The 16,696-nt window shown below is 65.9% G+C and carries 19 protein-coding genes; 6 read left to right on the top strand and 13 right to left on the bottom strand.

The features are described 5' to 3' along the window. Window positions 1–91: 91 nt before the first annotated feature. The 4 genes from ABWV23_RS04335 to lepB form a co-directional block, all read right to left on the bottom strand. Entirely contained in the window at window positions 92–418 is a 327-nt protein-coding gene (locus ABWV23_RS04335; RefSeq protein WP_353345312.1) for a DUF1491 family protein, read from the bottom strand. Window positions 419–423: 5 nt separating this feature from the next. Then, window positions 424–1,329 carry a GTPase Era gene (era, locus tag ABWV23_RS04340; RefSeq protein WP_353345314.1) on the bottom strand — a complete coding sequence of 302 codons (906 nt, stop codon included), beginning with the start codon at window positions 1,327–1,329 and terminating at the stop codon, window positions 424–426. Between the two features lie 159 nt (window positions 1,330–1,488). Continuing rightward, complete coding sequence (gene rnc / locus ABWV23_RS04345) at window positions 1,489–2,172, bottom strand: ribonuclease III (protein WP_353345316.1); 684 nt, start codon at window positions 2,170–2,172, stop codon at window positions 1,489–1,491. Further along, window positions 2,169–3,005 (bottom strand): signal peptidase I, encoded by an 837-nt coding sequence (gene lepB, locus ABWV23_RS04350; protein ID WP_353345318.1) that lies wholly within the window; start codon window positions 3,003–3,005, stop codon window positions 2,169–2,171. Before lepB ends, rnc begins: the two co-directional genes overlap by 4 nt. A gap of 238 nt (window positions 3,006–3,243) precedes the next feature. Between lepB and ABWV23_RS04355 the strand changes: the two genes are divergently transcribed. Then, window positions 3,244–4,749 (top strand): calcium-binding protein, encoded by a 1,506-nt coding sequence (locus ABWV23_RS04355; RefSeq protein ID WP_353345320.1) that lies wholly within the window; start codon window positions 3,244–3,246, stop codon window positions 4,747–4,749. Between the two features lie 97 nt (window positions 4,750–4,846). Here ABWV23_RS04355 and acpS read toward each other — a convergent pair whose 3' ends face one another. The 6 genes from acpS to folK form a co-directional block, all read right to left on the bottom strand. Continuing rightward, window positions 4,847–5,269 carry a holo-ACP synthase gene (acpS, locus tag ABWV23_RS04360; protein ID WP_353345322.1) on the bottom strand — a complete coding sequence of 141 codons (423 nt, stop codon included), beginning with the start codon at window positions 5,267–5,269 and terminating at the stop codon, window positions 4,847–4,849. Window positions 5,270–5,276: 7 nt separating this feature from the next. Continuing rightward, window positions 5,277–6,023: a pyridoxine 5'-phosphate synthase gene (locus ABWV23_RS04365; protein WP_353345324.1), complete on the bottom strand. Its 747-nt coding sequence runs from the start codon at window positions 6,021–6,023 to the stop codon at window positions 5,277–5,279. 34 nt (window positions 6,024–6,057) lie between these two features. After that, window positions 6,058–6,714, bottom strand: a complete 657-nt coding sequence (locus ABWV23_RS04370; protein WP_353345326.1) for a DUF2062 domain-containing protein — start codon at window positions 6,712–6,714, stop codon at window positions 6,058–6,060. A gap of 31 nt (window positions 6,715–6,745) precedes the next feature. After that, a complete protein-coding gene (locus tag ABWV23_RS04375; RefSeq protein ID WP_353345328.1) occupies window positions 6,746–8,878 on the bottom strand; it encodes a RelA/SpoT family protein in 2,133 nt (710 codons plus the stop codon). Window positions 8,879–8,903: 25 nt separating this feature from the next. Next, window positions 8,904–9,257 (bottom strand): DNA-directed RNA polymerase subunit omega, encoded by a 354-nt coding sequence (gene rpoZ / locus ABWV23_RS04380; protein WP_353345330.1) that lies wholly within the window; start codon window positions 9,255–9,257, stop codon window positions 8,904–8,906. A gap of 92 nt (window positions 9,258–9,349) precedes the next feature. Then, the gene (gene folK, locus ABWV23_RS04385; protein WP_353345332.1) at window positions 9,350–9,919 is read right to left on the bottom strand and encodes a 2-amino-4-hydroxy-6-hydroxymethyldihydropteridine diphosphokinase; all 570 of its coding nucleotides are present in this window, start codon (window positions 9,917–9,919) and stop codon (window positions 9,350–9,352) included. A gap of 136 nt (window positions 9,920–10,055) precedes the next feature. Between folK and ABWV23_RS04390 the strand changes: the two genes are divergently transcribed. Then, window positions 10,056–10,631, top strand: coding sequence for a LabA-like NYN domain-containing protein (locus tag ABWV23_RS04390; RefSeq protein ID WP_353345334.1), 576 nt, complete (start codon window positions 10,056–10,058; stop codon window positions 10,629–10,631). A 51-nt stretch (window positions 10,632–10,682) separates the two neighbouring features. Here ABWV23_RS04390 and ABWV23_RS04395 read toward each other — a convergent pair whose 3' ends face one another. After that, a complete protein-coding gene (locus tag ABWV23_RS04395; RefSeq protein WP_353345336.1) occupies window positions 10,683–11,153 on the bottom strand; it encodes a c-type cytochrome in 471 nt (156 codons plus the stop codon). A gap of 154 nt (window positions 11,154–11,307) precedes the next feature. Between ABWV23_RS04395 and ispH the strand changes: the two genes are divergently transcribed. The 4 genes from ispH to rnhA are packed head-to-tail and all read left to right on the top strand — an operon-like array spanning window position 11,308 to window position 13,764. Then, a complete protein-coding gene (gene ispH / locus ABWV23_RS04400) occupies window positions 11,308–12,258 on the top strand; it encodes a 4-hydroxy-3-methylbut-2-enyl diphosphate reductase (RefSeq protein ID WP_353345338.1) in 951 nt (316 codons plus the stop codon). 12 nt (window positions 12,259–12,270) lie between these two features. After that, window positions 12,271–12,723, top strand: coding sequence for a DUF3429 domain-containing protein (locus ABWV23_RS04405; protein ID WP_353345340.1), 453 nt, complete (start codon window positions 12,271–12,273; stop codon window positions 12,721–12,723). Next, window positions 12,720–13,313 (top strand): class I SAM-dependent methyltransferase, encoded by a 594-nt coding sequence (locus ABWV23_RS04410; RefSeq protein WP_353345342.1) that lies wholly within the window; start codon window positions 12,720–12,722, stop codon window positions 13,311–13,313. The genes ABWV23_RS04405 and ABWV23_RS04410 overlap by 4 nt, the downstream gene beginning before the upstream one ends. Further along, window positions 13,306–13,764, top strand: a complete 459-nt coding sequence (rnhA, locus tag ABWV23_RS04415) for a ribonuclease HI (RefSeq protein ID WP_353345344.1) — start codon at window positions 13,306–13,308, stop codon at window positions 13,762–13,764. Before ABWV23_RS04410 ends, rnhA begins: the two co-directional genes overlap by 8 nt. On the opposite strand, the gene ABWV23_RS04420 is transcribed toward rnhA, so the two are convergent. Next, on the bottom strand, window positions 13,761–15,248 hold the full coding sequence (locus ABWV23_RS04420) for a caspase family protein (RefSeq protein ID WP_353345346.1): 1,488 nt from the start codon (window positions 15,246–15,248) through the stop codon (window positions 13,761–13,763). The two genes, rnhA and ABWV23_RS04420, sit on opposite strands and share 4 nt — an antisense overlap. A 95-nt stretch (window positions 15,249–15,343) precedes the next feature. After that, window positions 15,344–16,600 carry a DUF2254 domain-containing protein gene (locus ABWV23_RS04425; RefSeq protein WP_353345348.1) on the bottom strand — a complete coding sequence of 419 codons (1,257 nt, stop codon included), beginning with the start codon at window positions 16,598–16,600 and terminating at the stop codon, window positions 15,344–15,346. Window positions 16,601–16,696 lie beyond the last annotated feature (96 nt).

The following is a 16,696-nucleotide window of genomic DNA, read 5'->3' on the forward strand; positions in this document are numbered from 1 at the left end:
TCTTCTCTTTCAAAATACTCCCGGGGGAGCCGCCCGCAAGGGCGGTGGGGGCGTGCAGCCCCCTGCCCCGGTCGGACACAGACAGCACCGCTCAGGCCAGCCCGTCCTCGTCCAGCAGGTGGCGGCCCTGGCGGTCCTCGACCTCGATCACCCAGAGGTCGGGATCGAAACCGCGCTGGCGGGCGATGGCGGCGTCGACCTGCGCTTCGTCACCGGCGGTCAGTTCGGACCAGCGCCGCGCGCCGCTGTCCAGGTCGAAGCCGCGCTGGAACAGCACGGCCTGCCCGTCGAGCGTGTTGAGCTTGACCAGCACCGCGCCGGCGGTGTCATCGCCGTGGGCGGTGACAAAGGCGGGAATATCGCGCAGGCGCAGGCGGGCCAGATAGGCATCGACCCAGAACCGGGCGGTCAGGCGCATGGCGCTCAGTTCCCGTCCTTGAAGTCGAGCCCCATTTGAGAATAGCGCTCGGATTCCTCCAGCCAGTTGGGCCGCACCTTGACCTGCAGGAACAGGTGCACCTTGCGCCCCAGGAACTCCTGCAACTCTTCTCGCGCGGCCTTGGAGACGGCCTTGATCGTCTCGCCCTTGTGGCCCAGCACGATGCCCTTGTGACCGTCCCGCATCACATAGACGATCTGCTCGATCCGGGCCGAGCCGTCCTTGCGCTCGTCCCAGGACTCGGTCTCGACGGTGAGTTGATAGGGCAGTTCCTGGTGCAGGCGCAGGGTCAGCTTCTCGCGCGTCATCTCGGCGGCGATCATCCGCATCGGCAGATCAGCGATTTGGTCCTCGGGATAAAGCCACGGCCCCTCGGGCAGTTCCCCGGCGAGCCATTTGCGCAGGGCGGGAACGCCGTGGCCCTTCTCGGCAGAGATCATGAAGGTCTCGGCAAAGGGGTAGCGGTCGTTCAGGGTCTTGGCCAGCACCAGCAGCGCCTCGGATTTGACCCGGTCGATCTTGTTGATCGCCAGCGCCACGGTGCGGCCCTTGCCGATCTCAGCCAACCCTTCGAGGATGCGCTCGACCCCCTCGGTGACGCCGCGATGCGCCTCGACCATCAGCACGATGATGTCGGCATCCGCCGCCCCGCCCCAGGCCGCCGCGACCATGGCGCGGTCAAGCCGGCGGCGCGGACGGAACAGGCCCGGGGTGTCGACGAAAACGATCTGTGCCTCGCCCTCCATCGCGACGCCGCGAATGCGGGCGCGGGTGGTCTGCACCTTGTGGGTGACGATCGACACCTTGGCGCCGACCATGGCGTTGGTCAGCGTGGACTTGCCCGCGTTGGGCTCTCCGATCAGGGCGACGAAACCGGCGCGTGTGGTCATGAGGGATTCCCGTGTTTGAATTGTGCTCCGATAGAGGATTTTGTGCGCGAAGGCTAGAGAGCAGCGACAACGGCCGCGCCGCCCCGTGGTGAGGCGGGACGCGTCAAATCGATCAGACCCTGTGGCGGACGTGCAGGCGAGGTCCGCGCGGCGCGGGTTCTACGTCCCGACCAGCCGCTCCAGCAGGGCCTTGGCGGCGGATTGCTCGGCCTGGCGCTTGGAGCCGGCGGTGGCCTGTGCCTCTTCGCCGCTTTGCAGCCGCGCGGCGATGGTGAAGACCGGGGCGTGATCGGGGCCGGTGCGGGCGACTTCGACATAGCTGGGCGGCGGCAGGCGGCGTGCCTGCGCCCATTCCTGCAGCGCGGTCTTGGCATCGCGGGCGTCCTCCTCGACGCTCTGGATACGGGCGCCCCAGAGGTTCAGGATCATGTCGCGCGCCGCCTCGAACCCGGCATCACGGTAGACGGCTGCGATCAGCGCCTCCATCGCGTCGCCCAGCAGCGCCTGCTTGCGCCGCCCGCCCGAGAGCATCTCGGAGCGTCCCAGCTTGAGCACCGCGCCCAGGTCGATCTCGCGCGCGACCTCGGCGCAGGCCTCCTTGCGGACCAGCGCGTTGAAGCGCGGGGCCAGCTGGCCCTCGGAGGCCTTCTTGTCATCCAGCAGCAACGCCTCGGCCATCACCAGCCCGAGCACCCGGTCGCCGAGGAATTCAAGCCGCTGGTTGTCTGCCCGCGTCGGCGAGGAGACCGAGCCATGGGTCAGCGCGCGCACCAGCAGTTCGGGCCGGGCGAAATGGTGCCCGATCCGCTTTTCGAATGCTTTCAGATCCGCCGAGAGTTTCACTCGATCCCCTTGAAAAAACGGTCGCCGCGCCAGGTCCAGAAGTACAGCATGGACCGCCCCCCAGAGGAGAACATGATCCGGTCGGCCCGCCCCACGAGGTTCTCATAGGGGACAAAGCCGACACCGCCCGCGGCCTGCGGCAGGCGGCTATCGCTGGAATTGTCGCGGTTGTCGCCCATGAAGAAATAATAGCCCTCCGGCACGGTATAGACGCCGGTGTGGTCCGACCGCTGATCACCGATGTTGAGGATGGCATGGCGCACACCGTTCGGCAGCGTCTCGATCTGGCGCGATTTCTCGCAGCTGCCGCCGTTGCCCACCGGGCCGTTTTCACAACGCGGGCGATAGCCCTGCGGCCCCTGCGGCGCCGAGACCTCGGCAAAGACGCCGTCATCCTCGAGCTTGACCGCCTCGCCGTTGATCTGCAGCACGCCGTCGATGACCTGGATGCGGTCGCCGGGCAGGCCGATCAGGCGCTTGATGAAATCGGCGCCGGTGACCGGGTGGCGAAACACCACCACGTCGCCGCGCTCGGGCTCGCCACCCCAGACGCGGGTGTTGTCACCCTTGAGAAAGCCGCAGATATCCTCGGCGTCGATGTCGATACCGATGCCGGGCAGCTTGATGTTGGGGCAGGAGGCATAGGAATAGCCATAGGCCATCTTGTTGACGAAAAGGAAATCGCCGATCAGCAAGGTTTCCTTCATCGAGCCGGAGGGAATCCAGAACGGCTGAAAGAACACGGTCCGGAACACCCCCGCGATCAGCAGGGCATAGACGATGGTCTTGACCGTCTCCCAGAGGGCGTGTCCGGTTTTTTCAGTTCGGGCCATGCGGGCCTCCAGGGCTGGAATTGGTACCGGCGTTTCATGCGGCGCGACCCCGCCGGTGTCAAGGTGCCGCCGCCCGGCCACCCAATGCGGGTCAAGGTACGGTTTTCACCAGCATTGCCCAAGACATCGACAGTCTGCTGTTCCACCGGACGCCGCGCAGGAAAAACCTTCAAAACGCGCCGCGTCTCTCTTATCAAAACGAAGGTATCTCAATGTGTGAAATTTCAGGGCGCCGACCATGATCAGTGGCAGTTATCTTTACGACTATCTCAACGAAGGCGAGAGCTGGACCTTCGCCGCACAGGTGTTCCGTTCGCAGTACAACGCCGCCACCTACGGCGATCCCTATGGCACCGATTTCATTCACCTCTCCGACACGGGGGCGAGTGTCACCGTCTACGAGGGTGATCTGGTCAAGATCTATTTCGGTGCCTTCAACACCGACGATTTCATAGAACGCGCACATGCCGGGATGACGACAGACGCCACGCTGGAAGTTTCCGGGCTTTATTCCTCGGATGTCAACGAGTTCAACTATGGCGGCACATCAGACAATCTGACCCATAGCGGAGACATCGTGGAGCTCAGCCTGGAGAACGGGTATTTCGTCAGTTCCATGTCGATCATCATCCAGACCGGCGGCGAGGAAGAGTTGATGACCAACGCCGCCTCGGGCAATTCTTTCTGGGTCTATAACAACGACGAAGAGGACGGTGTTCAGGAGCTGGACATTTCAACGATCCTCTACAACCCGGAATACGACTTTGTCACCGACTCGCATTTCTTCATCGAGGGCAGCACCTCGATCACCTATATCGACACTGCGGATGTGACGGAGGAGAACCTGCCCTGGAACGCGTCGGTGTTCGAATACGGCACGTCCGGTCGCGACCTGATGAAAGGCTCCGAGGAGGACGACGCCTTCGCAGGCAAGGGCGGTCGCGACGTGATCAGGGGGTTTGCCGGTGAAGACGACCTGATCGGCGGCAACGGTGCCGACACGCTGTATGGTGGCAAAGGTCAGGACCGGCTGCAGGGCGGCAACGGCGACGATACGCTGGACGGCGGCAAGGGCGACGACCAGCTTTTCGGCGGCAAGGGCGACGACACCCTGCAAGGCGGCGGCGGCAACGACGATCTTTACGGAAACAAGGGCGCTGACCTCCTGCTCGGACAGGGTGGAAACGACGAGCTTTTCGGCGGCAATGGCAAGGACGAGTTGATCGGTGGTGGTGGCGCGGACCAGCTTTATGGCGGCAACGGCGACGACCTCCTGTATGGCAACGGCGATAACGACGCGCTCTACGGCGGTAAAGGCGGCGACACCCTGAAAGGCGGCGCGGGGATTGACCGGATGTGGGGCGGCAACGGCAAGGATACGTTGATCGGCGGTGCTGGGCTCGACACGCTCTACGGGGGTGCCGGCAGCGACACGCTGAAGGGAGGGGCGGGCGCCGACACGCTCTACGGCGGCAAAGGCAACGATACCCTGAAAGGCGGCGCCGACGGCGATATCTTCGTGTTCGACGGTGACAGCGGCCAGGACCGGATCCTTGATTTCGATTTCGATTTCTACGGCGACTTCGATTTTATCCGGTTCGACGACGGCCCCGACAGTTTCGACGACCTCACCGTCGGCGGCGATGCGGATGCAGCGGTGATTTCTTGGGACGGCGGTTCGGTTACCCTGGTCGGCTACGATGTCGCCGGCGTCTATGACTTCATGTTTTTCTTCTCGGAGTAGAAGGCACGCAGCCGTACCAGCCTGAGCGGGGGCCGGTTTGCGCGGCTTGCACCGCGGGTGGACCGTCAAGAGGGCGATGGCAAGAGGACGGCGGCGCTCAGCCCGCCGCGGCCTCCTCCCCGGCAATCGGTCGCGCCTCGATCACGACAAAGGCCTGCGCCCAGGGGTGATCGTCGGTCAGGGTCACATGGATGATCGCCTCGTGGCCGGGCGGGGTCATCTGCGCCAGCCGCTCGGCGGCCCAGCCGGTGACCTGCATGACCGGCTGCCCGGTTTTCAGGTTGCTGACTGCCATGTCCTTCCACGCGATGCCCATGCGCAACCCGGTGCCCAGCGCCTTGGAGCAGGCCTCTTTGGCCGCCCAACGCTTGGCATAGGTGCCGGCCACGTCGCGACGACGTTCGGCCTTGCGCTGTTCGACCTCGGTAAAGACGCGGTTGCGGAACCGGTCGCCGAACCGCTCGAGCGTGCCCGCCACCCGGTCGATATTGGCCAGATCGGTGCCGATCCCGAGGATCATCGCCGCGTCACGCCCGCGCCGCGTCCATCAGGCGGCGCATCTCGCGGATCGCCGGGTCGAGACCGCGAAAGATCGCCTCGCCGATCAGGAAGTGGCCGATGTTCAGCTCGCGCACCTCGGGAAAGGCGGCGATCGGCTGGACCGTGTCATAGGTCAGCCCGTGGCCGGCGTGCACCTCGAGCCCCAGCGAGGTCGCCAGCGCCGACATCTCGCGCAGGCGCGCCAGTTCTTCGTCACGGGCCGCGACGCGCCCCTCGGCGTGGAAATCGCAATAGGCCCCGGTATGCAGTTCGATCACCTCGGCGCCGATCCGCGCGGCGGCCTCGATCTGCGGCCGGTCGGCGCCGATGAACAGCGACACCCGGCAGCCGGCCTCGCGCAGCGGCGCAATGAACCGGGCCAGCCGGGTTTCGTCCTGCGCCACCTCAAGCCCGCCCTCGGTGGTGCGTTCTTCGCGCTTTTCGGGCACGATACAGACCGCGTGCGGCTTGTGGCGCAGGGCGATCGCCTGCATCTCGTCCGTCGCCGCCATCTCGAAGTTCAACGGCACGCTCAGCGCCTCGGCCAGCCCCTCGATATCGGCGTCCGAGATATGGCGGCGATCCTCGCGCAGATGCGCGGTGATGCCGTCGGCGCCGGCCGCCTCGGCCAGTTTCGCCGCGCGCAGCGGATCGGGATAGGCGCCGCCGCGCGCGTTGCGCACGGTGGCGACGTGGTCGATGTTCACGCCCAGACGCAGATTTGCTTCACTCATTGGGGCTCTCCTTGCCAGAGGGGTCGCGCAGACACTAATCCCGCTTTGCGACAAGGTCAGCCTCTGCGCGGGCTTTTTTCTTGATCGCCTCGAACTTGGCCTTGATCTTGCCGCGCCGCCGCTGCTGGTAGGCGCGGATCAGCGGCACACTGATGAAATAGGCGATGGTGCCGGCCACCGCGCCGGGGATCAGCCCGCCGATCATGTAGGGATAGAAGATGTCGTGATAGAACACCGCCAGCCCGTTCCAGTCGGCATCGCGCTCGGTGAAGAGCGCAAAGATATTGTCTCTCAGATCGCGCCCGGCATGGGCGAACTTTCCAAGGAACCCGGTGTGGCGGGTCTCGTCGAAATGGGTGCCGAGCAGGAAATGCCCGGTGCGCAGAGAGATCACCCCGATCGGCACATAGGTGAGCGGGTTGCCGAAGAACGTGGCGCTGAGCGCGGCGAGCAGGTTGCCGCGCATCAGCCGCGAAATCAGGAAGGCGACCACGAAATGCAGCCCGTAGAACGGGGTAAAGGTGGTGAACACGCCGGCCCAGATGCCGCGCGCGATCCGCTCGGGCGTGTCGGGAAGGCGGCGGACCCGGTGCTTGACGTAAAGAAAGGCGCGATACCATCCACCGCGGGGATACAGGAACTCCAACGCGATCTTGGAGAGCGAGCGGCGATCCCGGCGTTTGAAAACCAACCTCGTCGTCCCCTTCGTCCCGGCGCCGGTGTCAGCCCGTCGTGGCGTGGACTGGCGAACTCTCGCGGTAGCGTTCCACCGAGGCCACGTCGCTTTCGGCCTCGAGCATCAGCATCAGCGAGTGCAGTTGCTCCACATCCCGCAATTCGACATCCACCATCAGGCGATAGAAGTCGGGCTTGCGGTCCACGAATGCCAGATTGCTGATATTGGCCTTTTTCTCGCCGATCAATGTGCAAATACGCCCCAGCACGCCGGCGTCGTTGCCGATCGTCATGTCCAGGGTCACGGTATAGACCGCCGGGTGGGTGCCCGAATGCCAGTGCAGGTCGACCCAGCGGCCGGGCTGATCCTCGAATTCGCTGAGCCGGTCGCAGTCGATGGTGTGCACCACCACGCCCTTGCCGCGATAGGTGATGCCCACGATACGCTCGCCCGGAAGCGGCTGGCAGCAGGGCGCGCGCTCAAAGCTCTGGCCGGTCTGCAGGCCGATCACCGCCCGGCGCGGCGGCACCTGGTCGCCGTCGTCACTGGCCAGTTCGGGATAGACCGCCTGCACCACGTCATGCGCGGTCAGTTCGGCGCTGCCCAGGCGCGCCAGAAGCTCGTCGCGGCCGGTCAGTCGCAGGTGCCGAGCGGCGGTCTCGAGCACCTTGTCGGTGACCTTGCGCCCGACATGCTCGAAGGCCGAGCGCGCCAGCTCGTGCCCCAGCTTGATGAACCGGCCACGGTCCAGTTCGCGCAGGGCGCGGCGGATCGCGGTGCGGGCCTTGCCGGTGGTGGCGATCTCCAGCCATGTGACCTGCGGCGTCTGCCCCTCGGCGGTGATGATCTCGACCGACTGGCCGTTCTTGAGCCGGGTCCAGAGCGGCACCCGGATGCCGTCGACCTTGGCGCCGACGCAGGCGTGCCCGATGCGGGTATGGATCGCATAGGCGAAATCGATCGGCGTCGCCCCGCGCGGAAGCTTGACCACGTCGCCCGTGGGGGTGAAGCAGAACACCTGATCGGAATACATCTCGAGCTTGACCGCCTCGAGGAAATCCTCGTGATCTTCCTCGGCGTCGAACTGCTCGGTCAGCGAGGCGATCCATTTCGCGGGGTCGACGGCAAAGGGGTTCTCCGACCGCACCCCGTCGCGATAGGACCAATGCGCCGCCACCCCGGTTTCAGCCACGTCGTGCATCTGGCGGGTGCGGATCTGGACCTCGACCCGCTTGCCGTCGCGGCCCGACACCGTGGTGTGGATCGAGCGGTAGCCGTTCGATTTCGGCTGGCTGATGTAATCCTTGAACCGGCCCGGAACCGCGCGCCAGCGCTGGTGGATGGCGCCGAGGGTGCGATAGCAATCCTCCTCGCTGCCGGTAATGATGCGGAACCCGTAGATGTCTGACAGGCGCGAGAACCCCTGGTCCTTTTCCTGCATCTTGCGCCAGATCGAATAGGGTTTCTTGGCCCGGCCGAACACCTCGGCCTCGATCCCGGCCTTTTCCAGCTCGTGCCGCATGTCGCCGGTAATCCGGTGGATCACGTCGCCGGTTTCGCGCTGCAGGGTGATGAAGCGGCGGATGATCGATTGCCGGCCTTCCGGGTTCAGCACCCGGAACGACAGATCTTCGAGTTCCTCGCGCATCCACTGCATGCCCATGCGCCCGGCCAGCGGCGCAAAGATGTCCATCGTCTCGCGGGCTTTCTGGGCCTGCTTTTCGGGCTTCATCGCCTTGATGGTGCGCATGTTGTGCAGCCGGTCGGCCAGCTTGACCAGGATCACGCGCAGATCCTTGGACATGGCCATGAACAGCTTGCGGAAGTTCTCGGCCTGCTTGGTCTCGCGGCTGGAAAGCTGCAGGTTGGTCAGCTTGGTGACGCCATCGACAAGTTCGGCGACCTCGGTGCCGAACCGGCGGGTCACCTCGGAATAGCTGGCCTTGGTGTCCTCGATGGTGTCGTGCAGCAGGGCGGTGATGATGGTGGCGTCGTCCAGCCGCTGCTCGGTCAGGATCGCGGCGACCGCGACCGGGTGGCTGAAATAGGGTTCGCCCGACTGGCGCGTCTGCCCGTCGTGCATCTCGAACCCGAAGGCATAGGCATCGGCGATGCGTGCCGCGTTGGTTTTCGGATTGTAGTTGCGGACCAGCGCAATCAGGTCTTCGGCTGAGATCATCCGGTCCGCATCCTCATCTGCCCGCTCAGCCCTGGCCCTGGGCCTCCATCAGCTTGCGCAGCAGCATTTCCTCGTTCATGTCGTCCTCGGCCGGCTTGTCAGCCTCGGCCCCCATCAGGAGGGCCATGCTGTCCTCTTCCGGCTCGTCGACCTCGATCTGGGTCTGGTTCGATTCGATCAGCCGCTCACGCAGCTCGTCGGCACTCTGGGTTTCCTCGGCGATCTCGCGCAGGGCAACGACCGGGTTCTTGTCGTTGTCGCGGTCCACGGTGATCGGCGCGCCGGCAGCCACCTCGCGCGCACGATGCGCGGCCAGCATCACCAGTTCGAACCGGTTCGGTACCTTGTCAACGCAATCTTCAACCGTCACGCGGGCCATCGAGGGATCTCCAATACATATCCGGGTCCAGAGCGAGGCTTTGTAACGGCGAATCTCCGGCTTGACAAGGCGAGTCGTACGACCGACCGGGGTCAGATGGGGCGGATCTCGGCCAGTTCCTCCGACGGTTGCGCCGCCAGCAGGTCCGAGACCGACCGACCAAGGCGCGGATGCACCCAGTGCGGCGCGATATCGGCCAGCGGTACCAGGACGAATCCGCGGTCCTGCAGGCGCGGATGCGGCAGGATCAGCCCCTCGGGCGCCAGCTGGCGCTGCGCCGTGTCGTCCAACCCGCGCCAGCGATCCTGGGTGGTCGGATCGGGCACAACCATGTCGTCCACCGTCAGCAGATCCAGATCGAGCGTTCGAATGCCCCAACGCAACTGCCGTTCGCGCCCGAAACGGGCCTCGATCTCATGCAGGAGAGCAAGCAGGGCCTGCGGCGCCAGGTCGGTGGACAGGCGCACCGCCGCGTTGACATAGTCGGGACCGGCCCCGGGCGGGTAACAGGGGGTCGCGAAAAACCGGCTTACGGCGCGAATCACCAGCCCCCGTTCGGCCATGGCGGCGACCGCCGCGACCAGGGTCTGCTGCGGGGTTCCAGCGCAGGAAGGCAGGTTCGCCCCCAGCGCTACACAGGTATTTGACCGGGAATCGGTCATTTCAGGTGTTCTTTCGACATGGCGCGGGCCTTGCGGTATACTCGATTTCACTTATTTTGTTTTTATCATTTCGCCAGATTTTATCATTCACTCACGGAACACCACGGCGAAGTGAGATTATCGGAAGGACATTTTTATGTTTTACAAAGACGAACGGCTCGCGCTGTTCATCGATGGATCGAATCTTTATGCGGCCGCAAAGGCGCTGGGGTTCGACATCGACTACAAGCTGTTGCGCCAGGAATTCATGCGACGCGGCAAGCTTCTGCGTGCATTCTATTACACCGCGCTGTTGGAAAATGACGAGTATTCGCCGATCCGCCCGCTTGTGGACTGGCTGCATTATAACGGGTTCACCATGGTCACCAAGCCGGCCAAGGAATACACCGACAGCATGGGCCGCCGTAAGGTCAAGGGCAACATGGATATCGAGCTGACGGTCGATGCCATGGAACTGGCGCCACGTGTGGACCATATCGTGCTGTTCTCCGGCGATGGCGACTTCCGCCCGCTGGTGGCCAGCCTGCAACGCCAGGGTGTGCGCGTTTCGGTGGTCTCGACCATCCGCAGCCAGCCCCCGATGATCTCGGACGACCTGCGTCGGCAGGCCGACAACTTCATTGAGCTGGAAGAGCTGAAGGAAGTGATCGGGCGCCCTCCGCGGGAGCACCAGACGTCGGAGGCGCGCAACGTCGCCTACGCCAACAACTGATCGCGGGGCGGGTCACTGACGTCACGCCGGGTTGGGGCCCGGGCGCGGCGTTCAGTGTCCCGCCTGCGCGTTCACGTCGTTGTGCCGCTCGATCACCGCGTCAGGCCACGTACTCTTGACATAGGCCAGGACCGCGACAACGTCTTCGGGGTTCAGGGTGTCCTTGAAGCCCGGCATCCGGCTTTTGTAGCCGTTGCCGACCAGTTGCGCCGTGCCATGCCAGGTCAGCGCCAGAAGTTGCTTGTCCGGATGGTGCCAGGTGTGGCCGGTCTCGTCATGCGGCGGCGCGGGCAGGTATCCCTCGGCGTCGCGGTCGCGCCAGTTCGGTTGCCCCTGCAGCCGCGCCCCGTGGCAACTGGCGCAATACCCCGCGTAGACCTCGGCGCCACGCGCCACCGTTTGCGGATCGGAATAGGGCAGCAGACCCGGCTGCGCCTCGGCCCCGGTCTGCCACCAGATCAGCGCCGCGACCGCCAGCGCCAGCGCGCCGGTGCCGCCGGCCCCCACCACCAGCTTGTTCATGGCTGTGTCTCCGTTGTCGGTTGTCCCGTTGCAGGGGTGCCAGCCTCCCCCGCGGGAAGGTCCAATCACGGCTGCGTGAACGGCATTCCGGGCCGCCGGCGGGCTGGACCATCGCCGCCCGAGGCCTTACCTGTCGGGGCAAGGAGACCGCGACATGACCAAACCGCCCCTCACCCTCTTTCTCGCCGCGCCGCGCGGCTTTTGCGCCGGGGTCGACCGTGCGATCAAGATCGTCGAGATGGCGCTGGAGAAATGGGGCGCCCCGGTCTACGTGCGCCACGAGATCGTGCACAACAAGTTCGTCGTCGACGGGCTGCGCGACAAGGGCGCGGTCTTTGTCGAGGAGCTGGAGGATTGCCCGGTGGATCGCCCGGTGATCTTCTCGGCGCATGGGGTGCCGAAATCGGTGCCCTCCGAGGCCGAGCAGCGGCACATGGTCTATGTCGATGCCACCTGCCCGCTGGTCTCCAAGGTGCATATTGAGGCGCAGCGGCATTTCGACAACGGGTTGCAGATGATCATGATCGGCCATGCCGGTCACCCCGAGACCATCGGCACCATGGGCCAGTTGCCCGAGGGCGAGGTGGTTCTGGTCGAGACACCGCAGGACGTGGCGACGGTCGCGGTGCGCGATCCCGACCGGCTGGCCTATGTCACCCAGACCACGCTCAGCATCGACGACACCGCCGATATCGTCGCCGCCCTGCGGGCGCGGTTTCCCACCATCGTGGGACCGCACAAGGAAGACATCTGTTACGCCACCACCAACCGGCAGGAGGCCGTCAAGGCGATGGCCGGCCAATGCGACGCGATGCTGGTGGTCGGCGCGCCGAACTCGTCGAACTCCCGCCGCCTGGTCGAGGTGGGGGCCAAGGCCGGCTGCTCCTATTCCCAGCTGGTGCAGCGGGCCGAGAACATCGACTGGCGCGCGCTGGAGGGGATCGAAAGCGTGGGCATCACCGCCGGGGCCTCGGCGCCCGAGGTGCTGGTCAACGAGGTGATCGAAGCCTTTCGCGCCCGCTACGAGGTGACGGTGGAAACCGTACAAACGGCGGTCGAAAACGTGGAATTCAAGGTGCCGCGCGTGCTGCGCGCGCCCGCCTGACCGGAGCGTCCAATGCACCGCATCCCCCCTGCCCCGCTGCTGCTTGGCCTGGCCGGCCTGGTCCCATTCCTCTGGGGCGCGGCGACCTACCTGAACACCGACCTGCAAGCCTGGGGCGCGGTGCACCTGGGGCCGCGTTTCGTCGGGCCGTATATCCAGCTGTTCTATGGCTCGGTGATCCTGAGCTTCATGTCCGGGGTGCTCTGGGGGTTTGCCACGCGAGCACAGGGCGGACAGGCGGCGACCGGCTACCTGCTGTCGGTGCTGCCGGCGCTCTGGGCGTTCTTCATGACCGGCGGCGGGCCGGTGGCGGCGGGCACCAACCTGATCTTCGGCTTTGCCGGGCTGCTGCTGCTGGATGCGGCGTTTTCCCATTGGGGGCTGACGCCGCGCTGGTGGATGCGGCTGCGCCTGTTGCTGAGCGCGGTGGCGATCGGCTGCCTCGCCGTGGGGGTCTGGCTGTGAGCGATCCGCAAACCATCGGCGTCTATGACGACCGGGCGGCGGAGTATGCCGCCAAGACCGACCAATACAACACCACCGACCCGCGGCTGGCGGCGTTCATCGCCGCCTGCCCGGCGGGTGGCCGGGTGCTCGACCTCGGCTGCGGACCCGGGGCGGCGGCGGCGGCGATGGCACGGGCGGGGTTGGTGGTCGAGGCGGTGGATGCCTCGGCCGCGATGGTCGAGATGGCGAGCAGGCACCCGGGCGTGACCGCGCGACAGGCCAGTTTTGACGAGATCGCGGGCAGCGCCACCCATGACGGGATCTGGGCCAACTTCAGCCTGCTGCATGCCCCCCGCGCCGATTTCCCGCGCCACCTGGCGGCGCTGCATCGTGCCCTGAAACCCGGCGGGGTCTTTCTCATCGGGCTGAAGCTGGGCAAGGGGGCGGCCCGCGACCGGATCGGGCGGCACTATACCTATTACACAGAGGACGACTTGATGGACCACCTTCGCACGGCGGGCTTCACGCCCACAGATGTCAAACACGGGTCAGGCGAGGGGCTGGACGGCACCACGGCGCCCTGGATCTCGGTGCTCGCCCATGGCTGAGCTGATCGCCTATACCGACGGGGCCTGTTCCGGCAATCCCGGCCCGGGGGGTTGGGGGGTGCTGTTGCGCGCGATGGAGGGCGGCGAGATCGTCAAGCAGCGCGAATTGAAGGGCGGCGAGGCCCAGACCACCAACAACCGCATGGAGCTTCTGGCCGCGATCAACGCGCTGGAAAGCCTGACGCGGGCCAGCGAGTTGACCATCGTCACCGACAGCAATTACGTGAAGAACGGCATCACCGGCTGGATCTTCGGCTGGAAGAAGAACGGCTGGAAGAACGCGGCGAAAAAGCCGGTGAAGAATGCCGAGTTGTGGCAGCGGCTGGACGCGGCGCAGGCGCGCCATAAGGTGACCTGGAAATGGGTCAAGGGGCATGCCGGCCACCCGGAGAACGAACGCGCCGACGAGTTGGCACGCGCGGGCATGAAACCGTTCAAGACGAAAGCCTAGTCGCAGTCATGCAGCTTGCGCCTCGGGCCGATGCAGTCTGACGTCCGGACTGGCACCAGCTTGGTCGCGTCCTTGCGCGTCGTCGCCCCGGTAATATTGGTGCCCTTGTGGGCCTGCGATGCCGTGTCCTTGCCGGCCGGGGTAACGGGCGAGACCGCCGGTTTGGCCGGCGCCGGTTTACGCACGGTGGTGCGCACCGGCGCGGGCGGGCATTCGACCCCCGCGTGCGTCTCGAGCAAGGTGCGGATACGCAGCAGTTGCGCCGCATCGTCAAGATCTTCGGTCGTCAAGGCAACACCGGCCACTTCGCTGAAGACCACCAGCCCGCGCCGTGACTTGCGCCCGAGAATCCCGTCGATGCCACCGCGATAGCAGCCGCTGACCCGAAGCATGCGCTGGATATCACGGGCCAGACCGTCCACCGATGGAAGGTCCTGAACGCGAGCTGCAGACCCCGGCACGGAGGGGGGGGCGGGGATGAGGGCGGCGTGGCTTTCGCGCGGCGCGCCCGGGTCATCCGGTTGGCCTCGGGCGGGCGGGCGCAAGGACTCACGTTTTTCCAGCGCAAAGGCATAGAGCGGATGATCGCTCTGCCGCTGGTGCCGGATCAGGAAGGCATCCCAGTCGGCCAGCGTTCCGTCACGGTCGATGCGGACGAAATCCTCGGCCAGCGAGGGCACGGCGGGGTCGGAATCGGGCACCGGGCCGGGAGCGGAGGCAACGGCGCCCGCACTATCGGGGTTGATGACATACTCACCACCCCCCAGCGAGGAATAGACAAAGGGCGCCGCCCCCGGCACCGTCTGGCGCATCCGGTCGCGGACCCGGCCCAGCACCCGGCGCACATCCGCCGGTGGCCCCGCCAACGCCGCGAGAAAGGCGGCGGTAAAGGGCGAGTTTCCGCCCTCGGGTCCGTCCGGGGTGATCGCGCCGGCTGCGGCGGCATAGGCCACCAGAGTATCGCTCTGGTTGGTGCGGATATCGGCCAGGCCCTGGCTGACGCTGCGGCTGGCGCCGGGCCGCTGCATTCGCATGACGAAGGGATTGTTGCGACAGGCGTCCAGCACCACCATCTTCATCTCCCCCGCGCCTGAGATCTGGCGCAGCACCAGGTCCAGATCGACCATCTCCAGCGGCGCGTCGCGCTCGTCCTCGAGACGGGCATCGACCGGGACGAGGTAATTGGTGCCGCCGATCTCGATGCCGTGACCGGCGTAGTAGACCAAAGCGATCTCGGACCGGTCGGCCATGTCGCGAAACTTGCGCAGCGCATCCCGCATCCCGATCCGGCCCAGGTTGGTGCCGCGCAGCACGGAAAACCCCTGCCGTTCCAGCGCGTCGGCGACGGCCTCGGCATCGTTGCGCGGGTTGTCCAGCGGCGCCACGGCGGAATAGTCGGCGTTGCCGATCACCAGCGCCACCCGCCCGGCCAGCAGGGCTGAGGGCAGGATCAGTAGGACGAGGATCAGTGACAGCACGCGCATGACCGGCCCCTTGCCGCGAAACAGGACCAGTCTAGGCGAAAACGCCCGTATTTCCAACGCGGACGCTCTCGGGCCCCTGGTCGGCGGTCCGGAGCTCAGGCCAGCAGGCGCGCGATCCGCTCCAGCCGCGTGACGTCGTCCTGCAACGGCAGCCTGTCCCGGGCGCGATCCAGCGCCAGCGCGGAATGACGGCGGGCTTGCTCGGCGAAGCCGGGGAAATCGAGGGTCGAGAGCGACAGGAACGCTTTTTGGAGCCGGATGCCGACCTCCACCGCGCCGGCGCCATCGCGGGCGATCGCGGTAAAAGCGTCATCGAACATCTCGGCCAGTTCCAGCGTCGGAACGATGACGCGGTCATAGATCGCTTTGGTGCTTTCGCTCTCCTCCACCGGCTCGGCCCAGGCCGAGAACAGCCGCACGAAGCGCCCGATGATCACGATGGCGGTGCCGGGGTCGTTCACCGCCGGCGACAGGGCCCGCGCCGCGATCTCGGACAGCACGATAAGGCCGAACCGGGGGTCCACGTCGAAGGTCCGGTTTTCGCCGATGACAAAGGCGTTCGCGATGCGCCGTGCAAGCTTGTCGTCGGGATCCTCCTCGGTATCGAGGATCACCACCGGCCGGCCCGGCGCCAAGAACGAGCCGGGCATGGCATCGACCATGATCCGCACCTCGTGCTCCTCCGCAATGGCCTGCAAGACCTTCATGTCGACGTATTGAACATAACCAATGTCGTCGCAGAACACCTTGCTGCCCCGAAGCGCGGTGCGCTCCGTCTTCTCGACGCCGCCGAGGAACGGCTTGAGACGCCGCGCCTTCAGGGTGGTGCGGGCGGCGGCCTCGGCCTTGTCGATCGTGGTGCCCAGCCGACCGAGGCGGGCGATGTTGTCGACCCAGCGCACGAAGGTGAGGATGACCCAGGCAAAGATCGCCAGGGTCAGGACGAACAGCACGAACAGCCCACCCCGGCCATAGAGGCCGGTCTTGAGCGCGACGATCGAGACGATGCTGAAGATGAAGGCCCCGATGAAACTGGACAGCGCGGTCTGCGAGACGTCATCGGCCAGCACCAGCGCGAAGGCGCGCGGCGTGGCCGAGGCGCTGGCCGAGGAATAGCTGGCCAGCATCGAGCCCACGGCAAAGGTCGCGACCGCCAGCATCGACGAGGAAATGATGGTCAGCAATGTCTGGATCGTATCCGGCGTGATCTCGGGCAGCAGGCTCCCCGCCGACCAGTAATCCGCCGCCTGCGCGAGAAAGGAGGCGAGCACCGCCATCAGGCAATAGAGCGCGGGCTTGGCCCAGAGGCGCTTGCGCAATTGCAGGACGCTATGGATGAAACGCGTTCTCATGACACGGGCTCTCCAGGAACCGAGTGGAACCGCCTGCCGCCCGAAGGCGACGGGCCGAGCCCTTGAGCGTAGTGGGTTCGGCCCCTCCGCGCCAGC

The organism is Aquicoccus sp. SU-CL01552, from assembly GCF_040365005.1.
Lineage (GTDB): Bacteria > Pseudomonadota > Alphaproteobacteria > Rhodobacterales > Rhodobacteraceae > Antarcticimicrobium.